Source organism: Granulicella sp. S190 (genome assembly GCF_009766095.1).
GTDB lineage: Bacteria > Acidobacteriota > Terriglobia > Terriglobales > Acidobacteriaceae > Edaphobacter.
Map to the genome: position 1 here is coordinate 150,305 of NZ_LMUD01000019.1, position 22,586 is coordinate 172,890.

General features: G+C 50.7%; 13 protein-coding genes and 1 pseudogene. All 14 read left to right on the plus strand.

Going from position 1 to position 22,586, the window contains the following annotated elements:
* Nucleotides 1-46 precede the first annotated feature (46 nt).
* Nucleotides 47-1,288, plus strand: a complete 1,242-nt coding sequence (locus GSQ94_RS12520) for a nucleotidyltransferase family protein (protein WP_158944208.1) — start codon at nt 47-49, stop codon at nt 1,286-1,288.
* A 98-nt stretch (nt 1,289-1,386) separates the two neighbouring features.
* Nucleotides 1,387-4,338, plus strand: a complete 2,952-nt coding sequence (locus GSQ94_RS12525; protein WP_254063840.1) for an SLBB domain-containing protein — start codon at nt 1,387-1,389, stop codon at nt 4,336-4,338.
* Nucleotides 4,339-4,438: 100 nt separating this feature from the next.
* Nucleotides 4,439-5,725: a lipopolysaccharide biosynthesis protein gene (locus tag GSQ94_RS12530; protein ID WP_216843078.1), complete on the plus strand. Its 1,287-nt coding sequence runs from the start codon at nt 4,439-4,441 to the stop codon at nt 5,723-5,725.
* Between the two features lie 5 nt (nt 5,726-5,730).
* Nucleotides 5,731-6,624, plus strand: coding sequence for a glycosyltransferase family 2 protein (locus GSQ94_RS12535; protein ID WP_158944209.1), 894 nt, complete (start codon nt 5,731-5,733; stop codon nt 6,622-6,624).
* Entirely contained in the window at nt 6,621-7,853 is a 1,233-nt protein-coding gene (locus GSQ94_RS12540; protein ID WP_256369971.1) for a glycosyltransferase family 1 protein, read from the plus strand. Before GSQ94_RS12535 ends, GSQ94_RS12540 begins: the two co-directional genes overlap by 4 nt.
* 47 nt (nt 7,854-7,900) lie before the next feature.
* Nucleotides 7,901-10,030, plus strand: coding sequence for a glycosyltransferase 87 family protein (locus GSQ94_RS12545; protein WP_158944211.1), 2,130 nt, complete (start codon nt 7,901-7,903; stop codon nt 10,028-10,030).
* A gap of 217 nt (nt 10,031-10,247) precedes the next feature.
* Nucleotides 10,248-10,931 (plus strand): response regulator transcription factor, encoded by a 684-nt coding sequence (locus tag GSQ94_RS12550; RefSeq protein ID WP_158944212.1) that lies wholly within the window; start codon nt 10,248-10,250, stop codon nt 10,929-10,931.
* A 45-nt stretch (nt 10,932-10,976) separates the two neighbouring features.
* A complete protein-coding gene (locus GSQ94_RS12555; RefSeq protein WP_254063841.1) occupies nt 10,977-12,779 on the plus strand; it encodes an ATP-binding protein in 1,803 nt (600 codons plus the stop codon).
* A gap of 3 nt (nt 12,780-12,782) precedes the next feature.
* Complete coding sequence (locus tag GSQ94_RS12560; RefSeq protein ID WP_158944214.1) at nt 12,783-14,348, plus strand: hypothetical protein; 1,566 nt, start codon at nt 12,783-12,785, stop codon at nt 14,346-14,348.
* A gap of 98 nt (nt 14,349-14,446) precedes the next feature.
* Complete coding sequence (locus GSQ94_RS12565; protein ID WP_254063842.1) at nt 14,447-15,094, plus strand: hypothetical protein; 648 nt, start codon at nt 14,447-14,449, stop codon at nt 15,092-15,094.
* A 415-nt stretch (nt 15,095-15,509) separates the two neighbouring features.
* Nucleotides 15,510-16,373 carry a DeoR/GlpR family DNA-binding transcription regulator gene (locus GSQ94_RS12570; RefSeq protein ID WP_371417508.1) on the plus strand — a complete coding sequence of 288 codons (864 nt, stop codon included), beginning with the start codon at nt 15,510-15,512 and terminating at the stop codon, nt 16,371-16,373.
* Between the two features lie 169 nt (nt 16,374-16,542).
* A complete protein-coding gene (locus tag GSQ94_RS12575; RefSeq protein WP_254063844.1) occupies nt 16,543-19,890 on the plus strand; it encodes a TonB-dependent receptor in 3,348 nt (1,115 codons plus the stop codon).
* Between the two features lie 358 nt (nt 19,891-20,248).
* Entirely contained in the window at nt 20,249-21,748 is a 1,500-nt protein-coding gene (locus GSQ94_RS12580; RefSeq protein ID WP_158944216.1) for a mannitol dehydrogenase family protein, read from the plus strand.
* A gap of 94 nt (nt 21,749-21,842) precedes the next feature.
* A pseudogene (locus GSQ94_RS21840) lies at nt 21,843-22,565 on the plus strand (MFS transporter); the annotation flags it as partial.
* Nucleotides 22,566-22,586: the final 21 nt, after the last annotated feature.

Here is a 22,586-nt window from a genome sequence, read left to right on the forward strand (position 1 = left end):
CATCTTAAGTCGATTCCGGAAGGCCATCAAAGAAATGAACCACCGATTGGCGGAAGCAGTAATCGAGACTTTCCAAACCGTAGATATGGAGAGCCACTCCGACCATCTCGCGACCTTTAGCTACAGTGCTTGGGTGGGGATCTACGATTGGCTCGATGCCAGTGGTCTTGCGCTCTATTTTTTAGAGCGGCTTCAGTCATTAGGAGCCGAAGACGTAATTCCGCCAAGAGTGCTAGGTCGCCTAAAGCAGAACTATGCTGACAATCGAAAGAAGACGGATCGATTGTTTCAAGAGTTTATACAAATCAACAATGAATTTAGAAAAGAGAACATATCGTACGTCAACATTAAGGGTTTCACCCTAATTCCGGACGCGTGCACAGATTTGGCATTACGTTACCAACTCGATCTCGACTTTTTCGTGGCCTTCGAGGATAGTCCTCTCTGTGACAGAGTATTAGAACGCCTGGGATATTTTCTGACGGGGTCTGGAGAAAGCGTTAAGGAATTCAAAACAGCAGGCGAAAATGTGCCTTCCATCAAGAGTCTCTATAAAGAAAAGGGACAGCAGTGCGTAGAAATTCATTTCGACAGGGCTGGAGGGAACGCGAAAGTTGCTCAAAAAAATGACCTCTCTAGACCGTCTGCACAGGTCTTTGAGGGGATAGCAGTCCCCACTCTATCGGATTGCGATCGATTCCTCCTACAAGCCCGTCACCTCTTCAAGCATCTTAAAAGTGAATGGACACGTGCCTCATGGATGCTCGAGTTTGCCCACTTTATTAATTTCCATCGGAAGAATGAAACTCTCTGGCGTGAAGTAGAAGCTCAAATGGCGGTAGATGTTGAGATCAAGCTTGCGGTAGGAACGGCGACTCTGGCTTCGAAGCGTAGTTTCAGCATTGCCGAGTTGCCACAAGTATTAAGCTTGGCGGTTCTTAGTCTCCCCTCTCAAGTGAGCATTTGGGTGGAGCTCTACAGTAGAAAAATAATTTACGCAAGATTTCCAGGCACAAAGCTTTATCTGCTACTTAGATGCGCATTAGCTGCTGATGAAACCGAATCATCTATCCATCAATTTAGACGTCTTCTTCCATTGCATCGTCCGGCAAGAGTAACGATCGCAAATAAGCCTGTAAACATATTTGCGAGACTTAACCTGGTAAATGACGAGCTAGAGTATTTTTTTGTTCGCCTTAGATTCCATTTAGAACAGAGCTTCAATTATTTGATGGAGGCAATACGTTGGAAGAGAAGAATAGCCTCGGTACAGGACTTGCAGCTATGAACTGAAGCATCCAAAGCCAATCTTGCTAGAAAGAATGTCCTTGAAAAAGATGGCCGTTCAATTCGAATTGAAATAGCCATAAAGGGTGTGAGATCTTGTTGAAAAAGTCCGACATATCAACTAACTCGGGAAAAATAAAGCGTCTCCTGACGCTTGCCCTGTGTTCTCTCTTTTTGTTGAAAAATGCAAACACTCAGCAGTTGCAGGTGCCAGCTCTACCTAGCGCTCTGCCGAGCGCTCCCACTTCTGCTTCCCCGAGTACCGTCAGCTCCAGTTCTCCAGCAGATGAAGATGCTGATCTTATAAAGATGGATAGCAACAGTGATACACCAAAACAAAGTTCGAATGGTATTTTATCTGCCAGTCAGATTCTCAACATACTGCAGTCTCGGCCTGAGCTTATAGTCGATCTGAAACAGGTCATGGCTGATTATTTGCAACAGCGGGGAACGTCCGTTCAAGTGGACTCGATCACAGATGACATGTTTTATAAGGGCGTCTCTTCAGATCCCGGTTTGCGGGGTGCAATCAGTGTCTGGCTTAGAGCACGTGGCTATCTATCGGAGTCGGATTTGGAGAGCCAATCTTTGGATTCACAGTACTCTGTCAATACTGTTAGCGGTACAGCCAATCCTGATAGTGGACTAAATTCATTGAGTGCAGGCGGTGTATCGGATTTGCCCCCCCGCGATTCCAGCAGATCGCAGGGTGAACTGTCTAATGCGGATAAGAATCAAAATGCAAATTATTCATCCGCACGTGAGGACAGAAATCCCCACGCATCAGCAAAAGTCGACCGTAACAACGGGAGTACGACAGAGGTTGTTCACGAAACAACCCCCTATAATTTGCAGTCACTCAGAGATCTTTACTCGCAAATTCCTGAGCAAACCTCCAAATTGAGACGCTTTGGCTCGGATGTCTTCTTGGAGCGTGGATTGACTACCAAACAGATGCCACTCGATCTTCCGATTGGTCCAGATTATGTTTTAGGCCCCGGAGATGGGCTGATTATTAGCCTCTGGGGAGGAATATCACAAAGCTTTACACGAACGATCGATCATGAAGGACAGATTATTCTACCCGAAGCGGGAGCGATTGTTGTAGCGGGATTGCCGCTTGGCCGGGCACAGGAACTAGTTCAACAAGAGCTCAGTAAACAATATAGAAACGCCAAAATAGCAATAACCATTGGGCGGTTGCGTACTGTTCGAGTCTATGTAGTTGGAGATGTACAGCGACCTGGAGCTTACGATATTAGCTCTTTATCGACACCTCTGAACGCACTCTACGCTGCTGGAGGACCAAGCAGCGTTGGTTCATTACGCAAAATTCAACACTACCGCGGAAAAAATCTTATCCGTGAAGTAGATCTGTATGAGTTTTTACTACACGGCGTACATTCTGATGTGGAGAGGCTTGAAGCTGGAGACACAATTCTAGTACCGCCATCTGGGGTACAAGTTGCTGTCTCAGGGATGGTCAGACGCCCAGCCATCTATGAATTAAAGGGTGAAACTAGACTATATGACGTACTCGAGGATGCTGGTGGACTTCTCGCATCCGCAGCATTGACTCGCACCACAATTGATCGAATCGACCCGCAGGGGCACCGGTCTACTATCAGTCTTAACTTACCAGAGGAGAGCACAAAGGAGTCCTCACAGGCGGTACTCGAAAAGTTTACTGTTCAAGATGGTGACCGCATCCATATCGTTCCCATATTGCCCTACAGCGAGAAAGTGATCTACGTTGAAGGGCATGTGGTAAGGCCCGGAAGGGTTCCTTACCGGGACGAGATGAAGTTGAATAGTGTCCTCCGCTCCTATCAGGACCTCCTGCCAGAACCCGCTGAACGCGGTGAGATTATTCGTCTCATGGCTCCTGATTTACGCGCGGAAGCAATTTCTTTCAACGTATCAGAAGTTCTGACGGGCTCTGAGGAGATTCTGCTGAAGCCTTTTGACACAATTCGTATTTCAGGCCGCTACGAAGCAGATGCGCCCAAGGTGCAGGTACATGGAGAAGTGCTTCATCCCGGAGATTACCCTCTCTCCCAGGGGATGACCGCAGCACAACTTGTGCGTATGGCTGGTGGTTTCAAACGAAGTGCATTACTTGATGACGCTGACTTGGCGAGCTATGAAATAAAAGATGGTAGGAAAGTAGTAGGTGAGAGAGGTACTGTTCGAATAGGAGCGGCAGTCAATGCTTCAGATCCCTCTGCAGATGTATTACTAAAGGCAGGAGATGTACTAACCATTCACCAAATATCAGGCTGGGGTGATATTGGATCTTCAGTAAACTTGAAAGGCGACCTGACTTATCCAGGATCTTATGGCATCCAAGATGGAGAACGACTAAGTTCGGTTTTGAGACGTGCTGGCGGCTTTCGCTCAACAGCCTATCCTGCGGGAGCTGTATTGATTCGCATGCAGGTGAAAGAGTTAGAAGATAAAAGCCGAAATGAACTAATCCACCAGATCGAAACTACTTCTGCTGGTGCAAGATTAGCTCCAAGCTTGTCGGCTCAAGATGATGCTGCAACATTGCAGCTACTTGTCCAGCAGCAAAAAGAAGTGGTTGCGAGGTTACGCGACCAACCCGCAATAGGACGACTGGTAATAAAGATCAGTGCTGATATTGCCAGTTGGGAGGGTACGCCAGCAGATATAGAACTACGAAATGGAGATGTTCTGACCATACCGAAGAGACCGGGATTCATTCTCGTGAGCGGCCAGGTTTATAACGCATCCGCAATTACCTTTATTCCCGGGAAAACCGCTGGATGGTATTTGCAGCGTGCGGGGGGAAGTACAGAGGGTGGTAACAGAAAAGAAATCCTCGTTATTCGCGCGAATGGCTTGGTGGTTGGCCGAAGATCGAATAACTGGCATGAACCTAAAGTCCTCGATAGCAAACTTGATCCAGGCGATGTTGTCGTCGTTCCTCAGAAGGTCTTTGGAGGTTCGGCGGTATTGAGAAATCTATTCGCTTCGGCCCAGGTTTTCTCCTCCGTTGGATTTGCAGCTGCACTAGCTTTGCACTAAAAGTGCTACATGATTGTTAAAAAGTAAAAGCTATCGCAAATTACATAATTTAAGAATATTTTATTTAGGCTTACAACTTCAAAGCAGTTAGGTGTTAACCGTGACAACAGAGATACTTAATCCGCCATCTCCTATTTCATTACGCGATGGCAGTAGTCACAGCAATGTTGCGTCACAAGAGTCAAATTGGGTAACAAACGCCGCTTTGTTCTGGGAGAATCGGCGCGTTTTTTTACGTGTTTGCGTCACCATATTTTTACTAAGTATCGCTTTTGTTCTTCTTCTCCCTAAAGAATATGAGTCAACTACCCGTATTATGCCTCCGGAGCAAGGCGGCAATGGAGCTGCTTTGCTTGCTGCTCTGGTTGGAAAGGGAGGCGGTGGCGGCTTATCTGGGCTTGCAAGCAGCCTCTTGGGGACAAAAAACAGTGGAGCCCTATTCATTGCGCTAATGCATAGTGGAACTATTTCTGGTCATCTCATAGATCGGTTTGGTTTACAACAGGTCTATCACACAAGTTATCGGGATAGCACTGCGAAACGGTTGGCACACCTAACTAAAATTACGGAAGATACTAAGAGCGGAATTATCACGGTTGTTGTAACTGATAATAACCGTGAGCGTGCGCGTGATTTAGCTCAAGGTTACCTCGATGAATTGAACAAATTGGTTTCTCGAGTAAATACGTCGTCAGCCCGACGCGAGCGGGAGTTTATCGAAGAGCGGCTGAAAACAGTTCAGGCTGAACTACAGCAAGCTCAGATGGAACTTAGCGATTTCTCAAGCAAGAATATGACGATTGATATCAAGGAGCAGACAAAGGCAACTGTTGAAGAAGATGCAAAACTTGAAGGACAACTCATTGCAGGCGAATCTGAGCTTGACTCGCTACGTGAAATTTATGGCAACCAAAACGTGAGGGTTCGAGCATCGGAAGCAAGAAACATGGTGTTACAACGCGAGTTACAGCGAGCCACAGGTCAAGATACTAAAGCTCTTGGTATTACAGATGGAGATAGTACCCGTCCCTATCCTGCTCTAAAACAACTGCCTCAATTAGGCGTTCGTTGGGCAAATCTTTATAGGACTGTTCGAATTCATGAGACGGTCTTTGACCTGCTCTCCGAAGAATATGAGATGGCTCGAATCGAAGAAGCTAAATCGATTCCGACCGTAGGAGTTGTCGATTTCCCTGGGCTTCCGGAACGGAAATCCGGACCTCATCGAATCTTGATAATTTTAGCTTCGACAACTCTATCCGCTGTATTTACGGCTCTTTTTCTTATGGCAAAACGTTCCTGGTATTCCATGAATGAGGCGGATCCTTGCCGTGCTCTGGTACTCAACATTACAACAACAATTCGGCAATATGGAGACCGGAGATAAGCCTGATGCTTATTCTGCCTATAAGAATTTCTGTGAAAAGTCCACTTTCAATATCGATTATTACGCCGTCGTTTAACCAGGCAAGCTTCATCGAGCAGGCTATCGACAGTGTATGTGAGCAGAACTATCCGAACTGCGAGCATCTTGTTTACGATGGATTGTCCACTGACGAGACTGTTGAGTTACTAAAGAAGATGCCAGGATGCAAAAATCAAACCAAACTAATATGGGTTTCCGAGAAAGACAATGGACAAAGTGAAGCTTTAAACAAAGGATTTCGACACGCGCAAGGAGAAATCATCGGATGGCTTAATTCGGATGACAAATATCGACCGGGTGCTTTCGATGCCGTAGCGCAATTTTTTAAGGAAAATCCAGACACAGATATTTTATATGGTGATTACCGCTTGGTAGATGAATCAGGTAGATTGATTAGAGTTCGTCGCGAGACGGACTTCAGCATGTTTGTTCTTTTTTACCATCGCGTCTTATATATCCCAACTACTACAACATTCTTTCGACGGCAAGTGTTTGAGGACGGAAACTGGCTTAGAGAGGATCTTAAGTACGCTATGGACTTAGAGTTTTTTATTCGTTTAGCTATAGGCGGCTATCGGTTCAAGCATATTTCTAGAGTTCTTGCGGACTTCAGACTGCAGCCAAATAGTAAGACATGCAGTTTTCCCCAGATCATGCAGCTCGAGCATCGGGAGGTAGTTCTATCTTCCGTCCCCTTACTTTTTAACCTTCGACCTAGACTTCTCAAGCAAGCTGCGCTTTTAGTACTGCGACAGATAGCTGGCCTCAGGCGCTATAGCGAGAAAGCTCTCCGTGGTTACTACTTTAGGAAACTGGTTCCAGCATTTTCATATAAAAATTCAGCTAAGAAATTACCATGAACCTTCTAATCACGGCAGTCTCATCATCGCGCGGCCCGTCGGGTATCTGCAGACATGCGTATAGTCTTGTCTGTTGCGCGATCGCCAGGCCAGAGATCTCTCGGATTACCCTTGTCATAGGCGAATGGCAAGAGTCATATTTCAGGCATTCGTTCCGTCTTGAAAGCGAGAAGCTTGATTTTGTAATAATCAATATCTCTAATGATGCGGCAGCTCGAAATCTTTGGTACCTACGAGACTTGCCTAAACTGGCTCGCTATTTATGTTCAGATCTAATACACTTATCATTTCCTGTGCCTATTAGAAAAAATAAATTTAATTGTCCTGTTGTAGTGTCGCTGCACGATTTATATCCATATGATGAACCTGATAATTTTGGATATCCTAAAGTTTTTTTAAATAGAATTATCTTAAAGAAATGTCTAGAAGAGGTTGATCTTGTTGCATGCGTCTCACAAACTACTCTACAAAGGCTGAAAGTAAGGTTTCCTAAAGCTGCAAACAAAAAAGGAATAGTTGTTCATAACTGCGTAAATATCAGCGCTCAAGATTTACGATCCTCAATCGTGGCTGACGTTCCTTTCTTTCTCATAGTGGCACAACATCGTGCCAATAAGAATATTCCGATGGCCCTCCGTGCTTTTGGAAAGCTTCTAAGAACAGGTAAAATTGATAAGCGAACGTTATTGCTTTTGTTGGGAAACCATGGTCCAGAAACTGCCATGATCAGAGCGGTTATCCACCAAGAAGGTCTAGAGGCAAGCGTAAATCTAATTGATGGCGTCAGCGATGAAGAGTTGAGGTGGCTTTATAAAAACTGTCAAGTGTTGTTGGCTCCATCTTTTATGGAGGGTTTTGGTCTTCCAGTGGTTGAAGGCCTGCTTTGTGGAAGCCGCGTTGTATGTTCCGACATTCCTTCTTTCCGTGAGATTGGGGGCGAGAGCTGTCACTACTTCGATGTTCTTTCCGCAAAAGGGATTTCTGTACTTGCAGAAGCAATTTGTGATGCATTGGCATCACCGTTCAAGCCTGTAGAAGATCTGGACCGATTTTCTCTAATGGCGATATCTGAAAGCCTCATGGCTGTTTACAACACGCTTCATGAGAGGGAGGGCAGAGCCCAGAAAACAAGAAAGGAAGCTGCGGTGCATTGTTCCAAGGCCGGAAGCGGATTATATGCAAGTACCCGAGCAATCGACATACAGAGTTCCTCCCCACTTGATCCTTAGTGTTTCCGTTCGTTAGCTGTTACAACGCATTGTCGTCGCGTGAGACTATGGAACAAATTGTTGAAGACTCCGCTCTCTGTTCAAGAGGCACTAGATCACGTTGGATTCATGCCATAGAATGGATACTGCTTGGGGTGCTGACGGCATATCTTTGTGTCCACACATTACCTGCAGCGTCACGAGTTCTGAACACCGATTTCCCCAATTATTATCTGACTGCACGTCTTGCCAGAGAGAAGAGTGCTACCTCCCGAATCTATGAATGGGTCTGGCTCCAACGTCAAAAAGATCATCGAGGTATCGATCAGCGCATTGTTGGGCTGATCCCCATAACACCATTTTCGACTCTGGCTACGTGGCCTATTGCGCGCCTTCGACCTTTAGCAGCAAAACGTCTATGGCTAGCATTTAACCTTGTGTTGGTTGTAGCTACAGCATTATTAATCCAACGGCTTACTCAATTGCCATGGAGGCAAGTCCTTCTGGTATTCGTGTTGAGCATGCCGCTTAACAAGAACTTTCTCTTTGGACAGTATTATTTATTGCTCTTGTTTTTCCTGGCACTCGCGTGTTGGTGTTATGTCCGAGAAAAGCGATTGCTATCTGGCCTTCTTATTGGGTTGAGTTTCGGACTGAAACTCTTCCCAATAGTCTATCTGGCATATTTCTTGCGTAGGAAGGATTTCAAGGCATTCTTTGGTGGAGTTGTCGGAAGCTCCTTAGCGGTGTTGATATCAATTGCAGTCTTTGGTGAACAGGTAAACAAGGTTCTTCTGGCTCAAGTGCTACCGTGGTCATTGCGTGGCGAAGGTATGAATCCCTATGATCCGTCGACCGCTTCCATCGCGACGTTATTGCATAGATCATTTATTTACGAGCCTCAGTGGAATCCTCACCCAACTGTTCATGCAGCCTGGGCATTTGCAATATTATTACCGCTAATGCAAACCGTTCTGTTTGCGCCAGCAATTCTCCTTGTGGATCCGAAAGGCACCACTTCTCAACGAACTAAACTGGAGTGGTCGGCAATATTGCTGGCAAGCCTGGCAATCTCTACTCTGCCAGCTGGTTATCATTTCACTCTTTTAATTCTTCCCGTGTGCCTTATATGGGAGGTTCTTCAAGAGCGAAGGAGCTCTTTGATAGCCCCGACATCCCTCCTTCTCCTATTTGCAGCTATCGGCTATCCCGGCTGGAAGGATGTCGGGACAGCCTCACACTTCGTAGTCTTCAGCGTTCCCCGACTGTATCTCGTAGTAGCACTCACCTGCTTCAGTTATAGGATGCTGACTATAACTCGGCTCAAAAATCAATGCATCCGATCGAGACAACTATGGGTAGGTGCTTTCGTTTTGATGACTGCCTTTGCCATCCTCATGGCGCTACGTCATCAAAAAGGCTTATATGAAGACTACAGATACAGGCTTCCAACCTCTAACGCAATGTTGCAGACGGACAATGCTGTAACACAAGGAGATACAATTCTTTCCACTGCGATGTTGTTTGATGGATACCATACAGCTATCCAGGATGGCACAAACATTCAGTTCGAGCATCATGCCATGGATGAACTTGCCGTCACAGCGAACACTAAGGAAAGATGGAGAGAAGAGACGGGGCGTGAATCCACCATTGTGTCTAGTCTTCCAAGCAGGGAAGTCATTCACAATGCTGAAGCTCCTGTAGCGTCCTATGACGGCAGATGGCTAGCGTATCTGCGCGAGGAGCATGGTTACGGCCAAATCTGGCTTCGCACTTTGGAACGTTCGGCTGATGGTGACAAACTTCTCACTCCCGTAGATATGGACGTCTTCGAGATGACATTTCTACCGAATGGCTCCCTCATCTTTTCCGCACAGTTGAATGATTCTCCTCCGCGACTCTTCATCGTTGATCAAATGGGTATAACGAGATCACTTGGCCAGGAAGAGGTACGCTACCCAGCGGTATCGCCCGACGGACATTGGCTCGCGTTCGATCTGCTTCAGGGTGGGAACTGGCACCTCTGGCTTCGTGACCTGCGGAGCGGCCAAACAAACAGGCTCACAGACGCGGACTGTAATAATGTCGAACCTAGTTGGGTGCCCGACTCGAGCGCTCTGATCTATGGCAGCGATTGCGGCCGGTCTTTATGGTTCACAGTTCTTTGTCGACGTACTATTCAGGTTCTGCGTTGATAGCGAGGGGGCATCTTGAGAGCTCACTATCTACATAGTGACCTACAGGTCTGCTGATAATGAGCCGGTGAATGTCTCCAAGTTGTCATCGCCTTGTCATTTGATATACGAATCATGTACTTAGAGCGGACAATCGCCGACGAAGCATTGACTTTTCTATAGAATGAGGAGATAGCAAGAAGATAGTCGGATATCCAGATTCTTTGAGGGTAAAAAAGTGAGCCTGATTTTAGTAATTGAAGACGATCCTAGAATCCAAAAAGCGCTTCACCGGCAGTTCACAACAGAGGGCTACGACGTGCATGTGACCGGCGACGGCGCGCAGGGTCTGGCCTCCTGCAAAAGTCTGAAACCGGCTGGGGTCGTGCTCGATCTCATGCTCCCAAACATGTCGGGTCTGGAGGTCTGCAAGGGGATCAAGAGCTGGTCGGCGAGTACCCCCGTTGTTGTTCTGAGCGCAGTCTCTGAGGTCGCCGATAAAGTATTGCTGCTGGAGTTGGGAGCCGACGATTACGTGACAAAGCCTTTCAGCCCGCGCGAGCTGATGGCGCGAGTGCAGGCAGCAATTCGTAGAACTCGGAAGCCTGCACTCAGCACTCACGTCAGCTTCGGGAATATCACGGCAGACTTCTCGGGGATGGAGGTCTTTAAGGATGGCGCGCTAGTGTTTCTTACCGCGCACGAGATTAAACTTCTCCAGTATTTCGTCGATCATCCCGAGCGAGTCATCACAAGAGAAGAATTGCTCAATGACGTTTGGAACTACACGTCGTATCCTACGACTCGTACGGTTGACAATCACATCATGAAGCTAAGGCAAAAGTTAGAGATAGATCCAGCGAAGCCTGTATACTTCCGAACTATCCACGGCATCGGCTATAAATTCGTCCGTGGAAGCTGATTTGCCACTGCAAATGGGAGAACGAGGCTAATGGATAGGCTGCGGATGAGAACGACGCTGCTGATACCTCTGCTTGTGCTCTCCTTTGGCTGCACGTTGCTGAGCCTTTTAGTGATCCGCACCATCGTTCAACAACAAACACAGACGGACCTGGCGCATGATCTCCAGCACTCCGTCAAAACCTATCAGAATCTCCAGCGTCAACAGCGTGAACTCCTGGCGCGTGAATCGGCTCTCCTGGCCGATCTGCCAAGCCTGAAGTCTTTGATGACCACCTATGATTCGCGAACCATCGCGGATGGCGGTGTTGAGTTCTGGCAGGTAAGCGGAAGCGATTTCTTCGCACTGTTGGATCAAAATGGAAGACTGATCGTGTCCTATAACAAGGGGACACCTCTGGATCGCGCCAAGGTTGCACAGCGAGTTGAAGCACAGCAGCATAAGCCTGGGGAGCCGATTCTGCTCTCTCTCGACGATCGCATCTATGAGATAGCAACACAGCCGCTCTACTTTGGTCCCAGGGAGCACGGAACTCTTCTTGGCTTCGTTGCCGTGGGCTACGCCATCGATGAGCGTGTTGCTCGTGAAGTCAGCGAAGCTGCCGCGGCGCAGGTTGCCTTTTCCGTTGATGGAAGAGTCGTAGTCAGCACGTTGAGTCCGGGGTTGCAGGCCCAGCTCATCTCACGGGGCGGGGAACTGTTGCAGCTCCCGACGCAGAACAAAAAGATCAAGCTCGGCAAGATTGACTATCTCGCCGCTTCGGAGCGGCTTACCACCTCGGTCGGTCAGGACAGCGCAGAGGGTGTCCCACAACTCGTCGTACTGAAGTCGTTTGAAGAAGCCACGCAACTGGTGAACAACGTAAATCGTTGGGTACTGGCTCTTGCTCTCGTCGCGCTCGTTGTGGGGTCAGGAATGCTTCTCTCCATCTCCCGCACCTTGACTCGCCCCATCGAGACGCTCGTAGGTGGAACTCGAGCCCTCGCTCAAGGCAACTTCGACTATCAACTCAGTGAAGATGGGGCTGAGGAGATCAGGGAGTTGAGTCGAGCCTTTGAGCGAATGCGGGTTCAATTGCGCACCAGTCAGCGCGAGCTTCTCGACTCCGAAAGGCTCGCAACCATTGGAAGAATGGCGAGCTCCATCTCGCACGATCTTCGACACTATCTCTCCGCGATGTACGCGAACGCAGAATTTATGAGCGGCGCAAACATCTCTCAGTCGGAGCGAGAAGAGTTGATGCTGGAGGTGCAGACAGCCGTTCAGGGGATGACCGATCTTCTCGACTCTCTTCTTCTCTTCACCCAAACCGGAAGGGCTCTTCACCCTGAACTGGAGTCGATTGCGCAGGTAATTCAGCGGGCGGTGAGCATGGTCCGCTCTCATCCCGCGGGCCGCGACGTCAAAATAACACTGAAGGGTCTCTCTTCCATTGAGGTATGGATTGACGCGAAAAAGCTGGGACGTGCTGTCTACAATCTTCTTCTCAACGCCTGCCAGGCCGCGAAAAGAGGCCTAGGCCCTGCTGCCGTTACACTCACTCTCATCGAAAGCGAAAACACCATCAAGATCAGAATTGCCGACAACGGTCCTGGTGTGCCTGAGCCCGTTCGTCAGAAGATATTCTTACCTTTTGTAAGCGAAAGCAGAGAGAGCGGAACGGGGCTTGGCCTAACCCTCGCACTACAGATTGCACAAGAGCATGGTGGCGGAATCGACCTTGAGGAACGGATTGGAGACGAGACCATCTTCACGATCAACTTACCGAGGGCATCGTTGAAGGCGCTTGGTGCGGCGATAGAAAAGAAGACCTCTACCACCTATGTCTCCGTCCCGGGAAGAGGTTGAAGAATGAGAGGGCTCAGTTTTTTTCTTCTCCTTTGCCTAATCCTCTTTGGAGGAAGCTGCTCGCTATACTCACAATCAGGCAACTCCTCACCTTCATCGCCAGCGCATGCTGACGCTGCCTCTACCGAATTAGAGCGTAGGCTTGAGACGATCACTTCATCCCTGGATGCAGCTCATCAGCAACTCGAAGAGTCTCAGAAGGAGATTCAGGAGCTGAAACAGGAGCTTGCCCTCATCAAGAAACAGATGGCTTCCACTCAGCCTTCTTCTGAACCAGTGTCCTCGCCAGAAGCTTTCGACGCCGCGAAGACGACCGCATCCACCATAGAAGATCTGCAAGAGAGGCAGCAGACCCTAGACGCACAAGTCAAATTGCATGAACAGACGAAGGTAGAGAGCGATTCGAAGTATCCGGTTCGCATTACTGGCCTGCTGTTATTCAACTCTTTTATCAACAGAGGGATCGTAGACAATCTCGATCTTCCCGAGATCGCGATCGCCAACAATAGCGACTCCGGCAATGGCAGCGCGGGTGCAAGCTTTCGTCAAACCATCCTGGGGCTTCAAGGATTTGGCCCTGTAATCGCCGGCGCAAAGAGCTCCGCTGATGTGAATCTGGACTTCTTCGGCGGGCTTGCCTATGGAAGCTCTGCGACCTCAGCCGGCATCGTCCGCTTGCGAACAGCCAGCATTAATCTCGATTGGGATCACGACTCCCTTCAGGTAGGAATGGTCGCTCCGCTGATCTCTCCTTTGTCCCCCACGTCGTACGCGACGGTTGCTGTGCCAGGTTTGGCAGGTGCAGGAAACCTATGGACATGGTCTCCGCAACTTCGATATGCGCATCAGATTCCGATGCAATCTGGAAGGCAGTTTCAATTTGAAGTTGGACTCTGGGATCCGCAAGCTGCAGGCTATAGCACAAACCTTCTCTTCCGAACCCCAAGCCCTGGAGAGTACTCCAAGCAGCCAGCTTATGAGACGCGCATCTCTTATGGCACCGCGACGAAGGATACTTACGGGAACTCTACCAACGAACATCCCTTTCAAATCGGACTTAGCGGCTACTACGGTCGGCAGAGTTATCCCTACGGCGAGAGCCTGGATACCTGGGCCTTTGCGACGGACTGGCGTGTGCCGCTCAGCAATCGCTTCGAGATCAGCGGAGAGGGTTACCGGGGGCTTGGGTTGGGAGGCTTAGGTGGCGGAGTCTATAAAGACATCCTTATCGGGGTCAATCAGTCTAACGGACAACCCACCTACCGTGGCTTGAATGCGATCGGTGGGTGGACGCAGTTCAAAACGCGCTTCAGCCGTACGATTGAAGCAAACGCCAGCATTGGCTTGGACAATGGTTTCGCCCGCGACTTTCACACTCTCGTCTTTCCTGCAACTGCAACAGAGGTGCAGTTACGCGCTAGGAATGAGATGGTCGTCGGCAACCTGATCTTCAAGCCGAAAACTTACCTCATTCTCTCTCCAGAGTTCCGCAAAATATGGACGTGGCCTATCTATGGGGCTGGTAACACGGCTGATGTCTTCACACTTTCAGCGGGATATCAATTTTAGGGGTTAGAAGGATGCGCAGGCTATCAGGCTCGTTCACTGTTCCATGTTTGCTCTTGCTGGGGCTCTGCGCTCTGAACCTACGAGCGCAGGGAGTGGAGGTGTCCGCGAAGATGGTTGTGCGCTCTTATTCGGTCTCCACCAAGAAAAATACTGGACCAGTCCATGCAGGAGGTGTAGTTATCTGGCTCTCGCCTTTGAAGCCGCTTCCCACCACACCCTCTGCATCGACTCATCAGACCACTTACCGCCTCGTCCAGAAGGATAAGATGTTCTCGCCGCACCTACTTGTGGTCCCTGCGGGCACCTCCGTGCAATTTCCCAACGAAGACCCCTTCTTTCACAACGTCTTTTCGCTCTTCAACGGCAAGCGCTTCGACCTCGGCTTGTACGAATCGGGCACGACGCGCTCTGTACGCTTTGACCGCGAAGGTGTCTCGTATATCTTCTGCAACATCCATCCAGAGATGGGAGCGGTCGTCCTTGCGCTGAATACTCCCTACTACGGAGTCTCAACGGCGAGCGGCAATGTCTCTATCCATAACGTTCCCGCCGGGAGCTATCAGCTAAATATATGGAGCGAAAACAGTCAGCCAACCGATCAAACTATCGAAGAGCGGACCATCCAGGTCTCTTCTGAACCTCTGCGCCTCGGAGACATCACCTTGCAAACGACGGCCGACGCACTCGCTCATCACAAGAACAAGTTCAATGAGGACTACCAGCCAAGCCGCGACTCCTCCTACTAGTCGTCGAATCGACAAAGTCTGCTAGCAAGATGCTTTAGATGTGAGGAGTACTGTGGCGGACAGACAGGGATACTAGCCACGTTAGAAGTGCGAGCGCTTTCGGAATCCAGGCATTCTCCCGGCGAAACCAAATCTATCAGACAATCGCCCATTCTCCTATGATGAACGGATCGGCCACAGCATCAAGGAGGAACTCGTCAGTTAGTGCTCTCTGGTACCGCCGAATACGGGTGCAGTCTTACCCTCAAGATTCTGCGAAGTCATTTGCAGATCGATCCAGATGAGTTTGCTTTTCCAACTTCTCTAGCTATGGGTCATTTGCTCCTAAACCCACACTTGCATGATGTTGCATGATGTTACGTGTTATTGCATAATCTATTGAAGAGTGAGGTGGATCATGCAGGGCAGAAGTTTCATGCCAGCGGAGCGGCAGCAGGAGATCTTAGCGCGGATTCGAAAAGATGGCCGGGTTCTTGCAGCAGAACTCGCTCAGGAGTTTCAAACCTCCGAGGACACGATTCGTCGCTCTCTCCGCGACCTTGCTGCTCAAGGGTTATGCACGCGGGTCTATGGGGGTGCCCTTGCCATGTCTCCAGCCTCTGGATCCTCCTCTCAGCGACGGAAACAGGCTGTTGAGAGAAAGCTCGCACTCGGACAGAAGATGGCTTCCATCGTGCAATCGGGCCAGCTTCTCTTTATCGATGCGGGCTCTACGAATCTGGCGGCAGCCCGCTCACTCCCGCAGAACATGGGCATAACTGTGGCTACGCACGACCCGCTTATCGCTTCAGTCCTCGCTGGCCGAACGGACCTCACGCTCATTACAATCGGGGGACAAGTTAACCCACATGTCGGTGCTGCTGTAGATGGACAGGCGCTTCGTCTGATTATGGAGATGCGTCCAGACCTCCTGTTTCTAGGCATCTGCGCAATGGATTTAGAGAGCGGCATCGCTGCTTTTCAAAATGAGGACGCACAGATGAAGCGCACGCTGATAGAACAATCTGGAGCAATTGCTATCGCGGTGCTGAACGAGAAGTTATCGGCTTCAGCCCCCTATTATGTTGGGGAGGTAGATATAATCTCCGACCTCATCGTGGAGTCGGACGCACCAAAGAGGCCTGTATCCTCCATGGAATCTCGGGGATTACGTGTTCATCGTGCGAAAGCTGTCAGCTCCAAACCAAGTGATAAACCACACATAGTCGCGGAGGACTATGTGCCGCCGGGCAGATCGAACAGACCGACAGCGGCTCGTAAATCTTCACGTCTTTCTTGACTACACTGGTTTGTCAGCAAAAGTGCTCGCCCCATCCATCTGTTCGGCGCATCACGGCAGATATGTAAGATATGCACGAAACTCGTTCGAGCTGAATAGGAAGTGTATGTATCGTCACATAAATCGGGCTGTTTTCCTCGTAGGTGTCGGGAAGGTCTTGCGGCTCGCAATGCTATGTGTCTTCGCGGCCTCCATCGGTTCCGCATTCGTCTCGGGTCAGATACCTACGCCCTCATGGCGCGGAGTTCTAAAGGACGAATCTGCTCATCCTCTCATTCATGCGAACATAAAGCTGGACGCAGGTGATGCGCACAAGACCACAACGACTACTTCAGATGGATCTTTCGTCTTTGACTCGCTTTTGCCAAACACTTACTCCCTCTCCATTGAGGTAGATGGACATCTCTATCGCAGCTCCGCTGCTATCAATATCCCGTCTCAGTCAGCTACGGTCATCCTGACGCTTGGAGCGGATGGGACGTTGACCATTGGTACTCAACTGGAAAAAGTAGCCGCTGGTGGTGAAAAGCTGACAAGCAAAGCCGTCAGCGAAATCCCACTCAATAAACGCGACTTCAGCCAGCTGCTTTTGCTGGCCGCCGGTACCGCGGCAGATTCAAGCGGTGCGTCAAACTTTACCCAGCAATTCGCAATCAATGGGCAGCGTGGAGTAGAGGCTGTATTTGCGCTCGATGGGGCTGACAGCAGTGACCCCGAAGTGGGTGGAGGAACATTCACGAACTTCAATGTCGATGCCGTTCTCGAACTCCAGTCCCTATCTGGCGTGATGCCTGCGGAGATCGGCAGGGGCGCTTCCGGCTTCACCAACATCCTCACACGTTCTGGTACAGACAGCTATCATGGGTCTGTCTTCGAGTTTCTTCGGAACTCCGCCTTGGACGCCCGCAACTACTTTGACTTTTCGTCGCCTGCAAATCCGGGACGAATTCCTCCCTTCAAACGGAACGAGTTCGGGTTCACTAATGGTGGTCCGATCTTCATTCCGCACGTGTACGACGGCCGAGGAAAGGCGTTCTACTTTGTCGAATACCAAGGCTTTCGTCAGGTGCTCGGGACGACGCAGGTCTTTGCTGTACCAACGGCTCAACAGCGGGCAGGCGTCGACACGACCGCTTACGCCGGTGATACGCTCACAGTCCCAGTGAATTCGGCGATTGCAGCGGTCCTGGCCCGTTATCCTCTACCGAACTATGCTCAAGGCACGTTCGGAGCAAACACCTACGCGACCTCATCGAAGGTAACAACCAACGCCGATCAATTCTCGATTCGTCTGGACTATCAGCTCGGGGCGGCAGATCACCTCTTCGGACGATTCACGTTAGACAATCTCGACGGCCCGACTACCAACCCTGATCAGACAGCTATCGATCCGAGTTTTGGCGTGGAATATGTCGATCGGCAACGAAACGGTGTCATCACATGGGTTCACACGATGTCTCCTAGGCTCACATTCGAGACATCCATCAGCGCAACGCGAACGACACCGTCTTTCCCCACAGCCAATCAAACAGATCCGGCAGTTAAATTCAACGACGCGCTCTTCGAACCGTTCAATGCTCCGGGCGGTTCGGTGACGAGAGCGGCCGGTAATCTCTTTCATGGACGCGAAAATGTCTCCTGGACGAAGGGCGAGCACGCTTTTAAAGTCGGCGCTGAAGTTCGGCTAAACCGCGACTCTACCTACTTCGGGATTTCACCAAATGGAGAGTATGACTTCGGTGGGGGAACGGCCTACTCTCCCGTTGCGATCAAGTCTCAAAGCGGAACGCACGACGTCAATGTCGGCGACCCTCTCCCCGATACGCTTTCGGGGCTTCTAACAGGAAGCCCATTTGCCTACACTCGCGCGGTCGCGCCTTCTTACTTTTCCAATGGACAGAAAATCGGTCCCGCCGCAGACAGCCGCAGCGCATTCGCAGCGTATGTGCAGGACGTTTGGAAGATCACGCCACGGATGACACTTAACTACGGCCTCCGCTTCGAGCTATATACGCCCATCTCTGAGCGTGCGAAGCGTACCTCCGGCTTCTATCCAACAGCGGACGGCGGACAGGAGTTCCTGATCAATCCGGAACCTCGTTATAAAACAGCGGTGAATAACTGGGGTCCTCGCTTTCAGGTTGATTATCGTTTCAGCGATCACCTGGTGGGGCACGCGGGTGGTGCTTTGACGACGATTCCGCCGAACATCTGGCAGGACAATCAGCTAACCGGGGGCCTTCCTTTCGTCTTCTACCCTCGTGTGACCGCCGCTGTCGGAACACAGCTTGCTTACGGATTTCAGATCACACCGGCGCAACTGCCGCCGGTATACACACCTGCCGGCGTGAACATCTACGCAAATGGAAGACCCAACGACGTGCCTGCAAACACAGTAGTAGATATTGCTCGCCTGGAACGGGACATCGCCTCGCTGTCAGGCCAGTCGTCACCTCTCAATGTCGCCGCCATCAGCCGTGGTTTTGGGAATGCAATGCTCGGCACATGGTCGCTTGGACTGGAACGCTCCATAGGCAATGTCACCGCCTCCGCAAGTTATGTTGGAACCACAGCTTATAAGCTCGCGCGCAACACCTTCCCCAACGCCTACCCAGGCGCAACCGCAGCATTCGCTCACTTCACCACATTCGACGCAAAAGGAGTGCCCGTCGGAGGGTTTGGCACAGAGAGTGAAATCACACCAACTTCTCACTCGGGTTATAACGCTCTTCAACTATCAGCCACTGGGCAGACGAAGAACGGAGGTCCTGGAATACAGGCGAGCTACACCTGGTCCAAGTCGATTGATGACACCAGCACCGTGGCCGGAACTTCGGCGACCAGTACCGTGGGAGCCATCGCTCAAGCCGCGCCGCAGGATCCCTTCAACACGCATCCGGAACGTGGGCCATCTACCTTCGACGCAACGAATTCGTTCTCTCTAAGCCTTGCCCAGGATATTCCGATTCAAAAAATCTCCCTCTTCGATTCAATCAATAGGAAGGTGGTGGAAGGCTGGCAGTTGATCAGCATCTCCAGCCTCAGCAGTGGAACTCCCTTCACCGTGTACTCCGGCATACAGCAGACTGGCGCAGGTTCGGCAAACTCGGATCGACCGGATCAGATTGCAAAGCCTGCATTGTCGACGGCACGTACTCGACGCGAGGACTACTTCGGACGAGGCGACGACAACGCCTCTTTCTTTTCCATTCCCATTAATATCGCCGGTGGAACCGGGCCCAACCAGGGACGCTTCGGCACCCTAGGACGGAACACATTCCGTGGTCCCGCCTTCTATGACTTCGACATGTCGCTCGTAAAGGACACGCCGGTTGGGACGCGCAAATCCGGTAGCGAACTCTTCGACGTCCAGTTTCGATCTGAGTTCTTCAACATATTTAATATTGTGGATATGGGGCTCCCTTCCAACACGATTTTGGGCTCCGGTTTCGGTCTCATTAATCGAACTGCTGGAAGCTCTCGTCAGATCCAGTTCTCTTTGAAAGTCGTCTACTAGCAGTGCCGGGTTGAAATTGCAGCCCGTTGTCGGTCGTCAACAGATCAGACTACATTATGGCCTATCAAATCAGAGAACCTAATAGTTTTCGGTTAGTTCTCTGACCAATAAGGCACAGGTATTACATATAAAAAATACACTTCCACTCCTGCCGGATTGAATTCATTCTTGCGAGACTCTGATCACTTCTTCTGACCAATCTCAGACCTGCTCTTGATGCTCTGTTCGCGACCATTGGAGCCCACTTTAGAGCTAAGCCCGAACCTGCCGCTTCGCAATAAGCTTATTATTCCATTTGGTTATGAACGGGACGACCGGATTCGGACCCCGCGACCTAGGCCACCTAAGGAAGTTCTCCATGAGTACAAGACACGCAGGTATCAGGCTCTCCGACTCCACCGTCGCTCAGCTCGACAAGAAGATCCAACGCCCTAGCTACGACCGTACCAAGCTCCGTCCGCACACCGTACATATGGGAGTCGGCGGCTTCCATCGTGCACATCAAGCCGTGTATCTCGACAACCTGCTTGAACGCGGCACGCTTACCGACTGGGGCGAGTGCGGCATGGGCGTACTCACTCACGATGTCGCCATGCGCGACGCGCTCCGCGAACAGAATTATCTCTACACCGTACTCGAGCGCAGCGCCAAGGTAGAGGCTGCACGCATCGTCGGCTCCATTATTGATTTCTGCTTCGCTCCCGAGAATCCCGAAGCCGCTATCGAACGCCTCGCGCACGAAGACACGCGCCTCGTTTCGCTCACTATTACAGAGGGTGGTTATTTCCTCCATGAAGGCACCGGCGAATTTGTTCACGACGACCCGTCCATCCAGCACGACGTACGCAAACCAAGTGCGCCTATCACCTCACTCGGTCTCCTGACCGCCGCACTTATGCGGCGCCGAGACCGCGGACTCGCGCCGTTCACCGTCATGTCCTGTGACAATCTGCAAGGCAATGGACACGTTATTCGTAGAGTTCTCCTGGGCCTTGCCGAACTGCAAGACCTGACCCTCCACCGCTGGATCGCTGACAACGTTGCCTTCCCAAACAGCATGGTCGATCGCATTACACCGGCTACCACCGCATCCGATCGCGAACAATTGCTGAAAAACTTCAGCATCCACGACGCATGGCCGGTCGTCACCGAACCCTTCCTGCAGTGGGTCATCGAAGACACCTTCTGCAACGCGCGGCCGCCTTGGGAAGAAGTCGGTGCCGAGATTGTTGTTGACGTTCTGCCCTACGAGTTGATGAAGATCCGCCTGCTCAACGCCAGCCACATGGCGATGGCATACCTTGGAGCACTCGCCGGCCACACTTTTGCGCACGAAGTCATGCAAGACCCTGTTTTCGACGCTTTTATCAAATCGTTTATGGAGGAAGTCACGCCCGTCGTTCCGCTCATTCCTGGTACGTCCATCCCTAGTTACAAGAGCACACTCATCGAGCGCTTCGCCAACCCGACGATTAACGACCGGGTGGCGCGCCTTTGCTCCGAAGGCTCCGCCAAAATGCCGAAGTGGGTACTGCCCTCTGTTGTCGAGCTTGCCGAAAAGCACAACCCCACCAAACTTCTCAGCCTTGTCATTGCCGCATGGATCAAATATCTGCAATCGTCCTCCGACGAATGTGGGAACCCCATAGAGGTCGTCGACGTAAGAGCCGACGATCTCAAGCGTGTCACAGGATCCATCGGTGATGACCCACGTCCTTTCATCGCCCTGAAGTCACTCTTCGGTCATCCGTACTTCGCCGAGCCAGTCTTCGCCAACGACGTCGAAGCTGCGTTGAAGTTGCTCAGCACTATCGGCACAAGAGCAACCATTCGCCGCTTCATCGCAGCAACCAACTAAGGAGATCCATTCAATGACGCAGAAGCCCAGTTTGAGCGAAAAGCTCGGTATGCACCCAGAGCTTGCAATCGGATTTCTCGGCCTTCTGCTGTTCATGATCGGAGACGGTGTGGAATCTGGCTTCCTGTCGCCATACATGCTTGACCTCCATTTCAAAGAATCGCAGATCGCGCTTGCTTTCACTCTCTATGGGGTAGCCGCAGCACTTGCATCATGGCTCAGCGGCGTGCTTTCCGATCTTGTCGGCCCGAAGAAAGTGATGTGGGCAGGTCTGCTTATTTGGCTTGTGATGGAAGTGCCTTTTCTTACTCTCGGTCTCGCGCATAGTAGCTATAGAGTCATTCTTCTCTGCTACATGATTCGAGGACTCGGGTATCCTCTCTTCGCGTTTGGCTTTCTTGTTTGGGTCACCGCAGTCACACCTCAACGATATCTCGCAACGTCCGTCGGCTGGTTTTGGTTTGCGCGTAGTGGGGGCTTGCCCACACTAGGCTCGCTCTTCGCCAGCTACTCCGTCCCGCGCCATGGCCCCTACGCTACGCTCTGGTACTCCGTGTTCTTTGTCGCTCTCGGTGGCTTTATCGCATTGCTCGGTATTAAAGAACCGCGCGGCACAAAACCTCTTCGCACCGGCGAGGAACACCCATTCCGCGTTCTGCTCTTAGGCATCTCAATTTTCTGGAGAGTCCCGAAGGTCGGTCTCGGTGGCATTGTTGCAGTCATTACTACGACATCAGAATTCGGGTTTCTCCTGTTCCTGCCGATTTTTTACATCCACACCGTCGGCTTTACGCTGCCACAGTGGCTGCAGATTCTTACCGTCATGTTTGCCACTAAT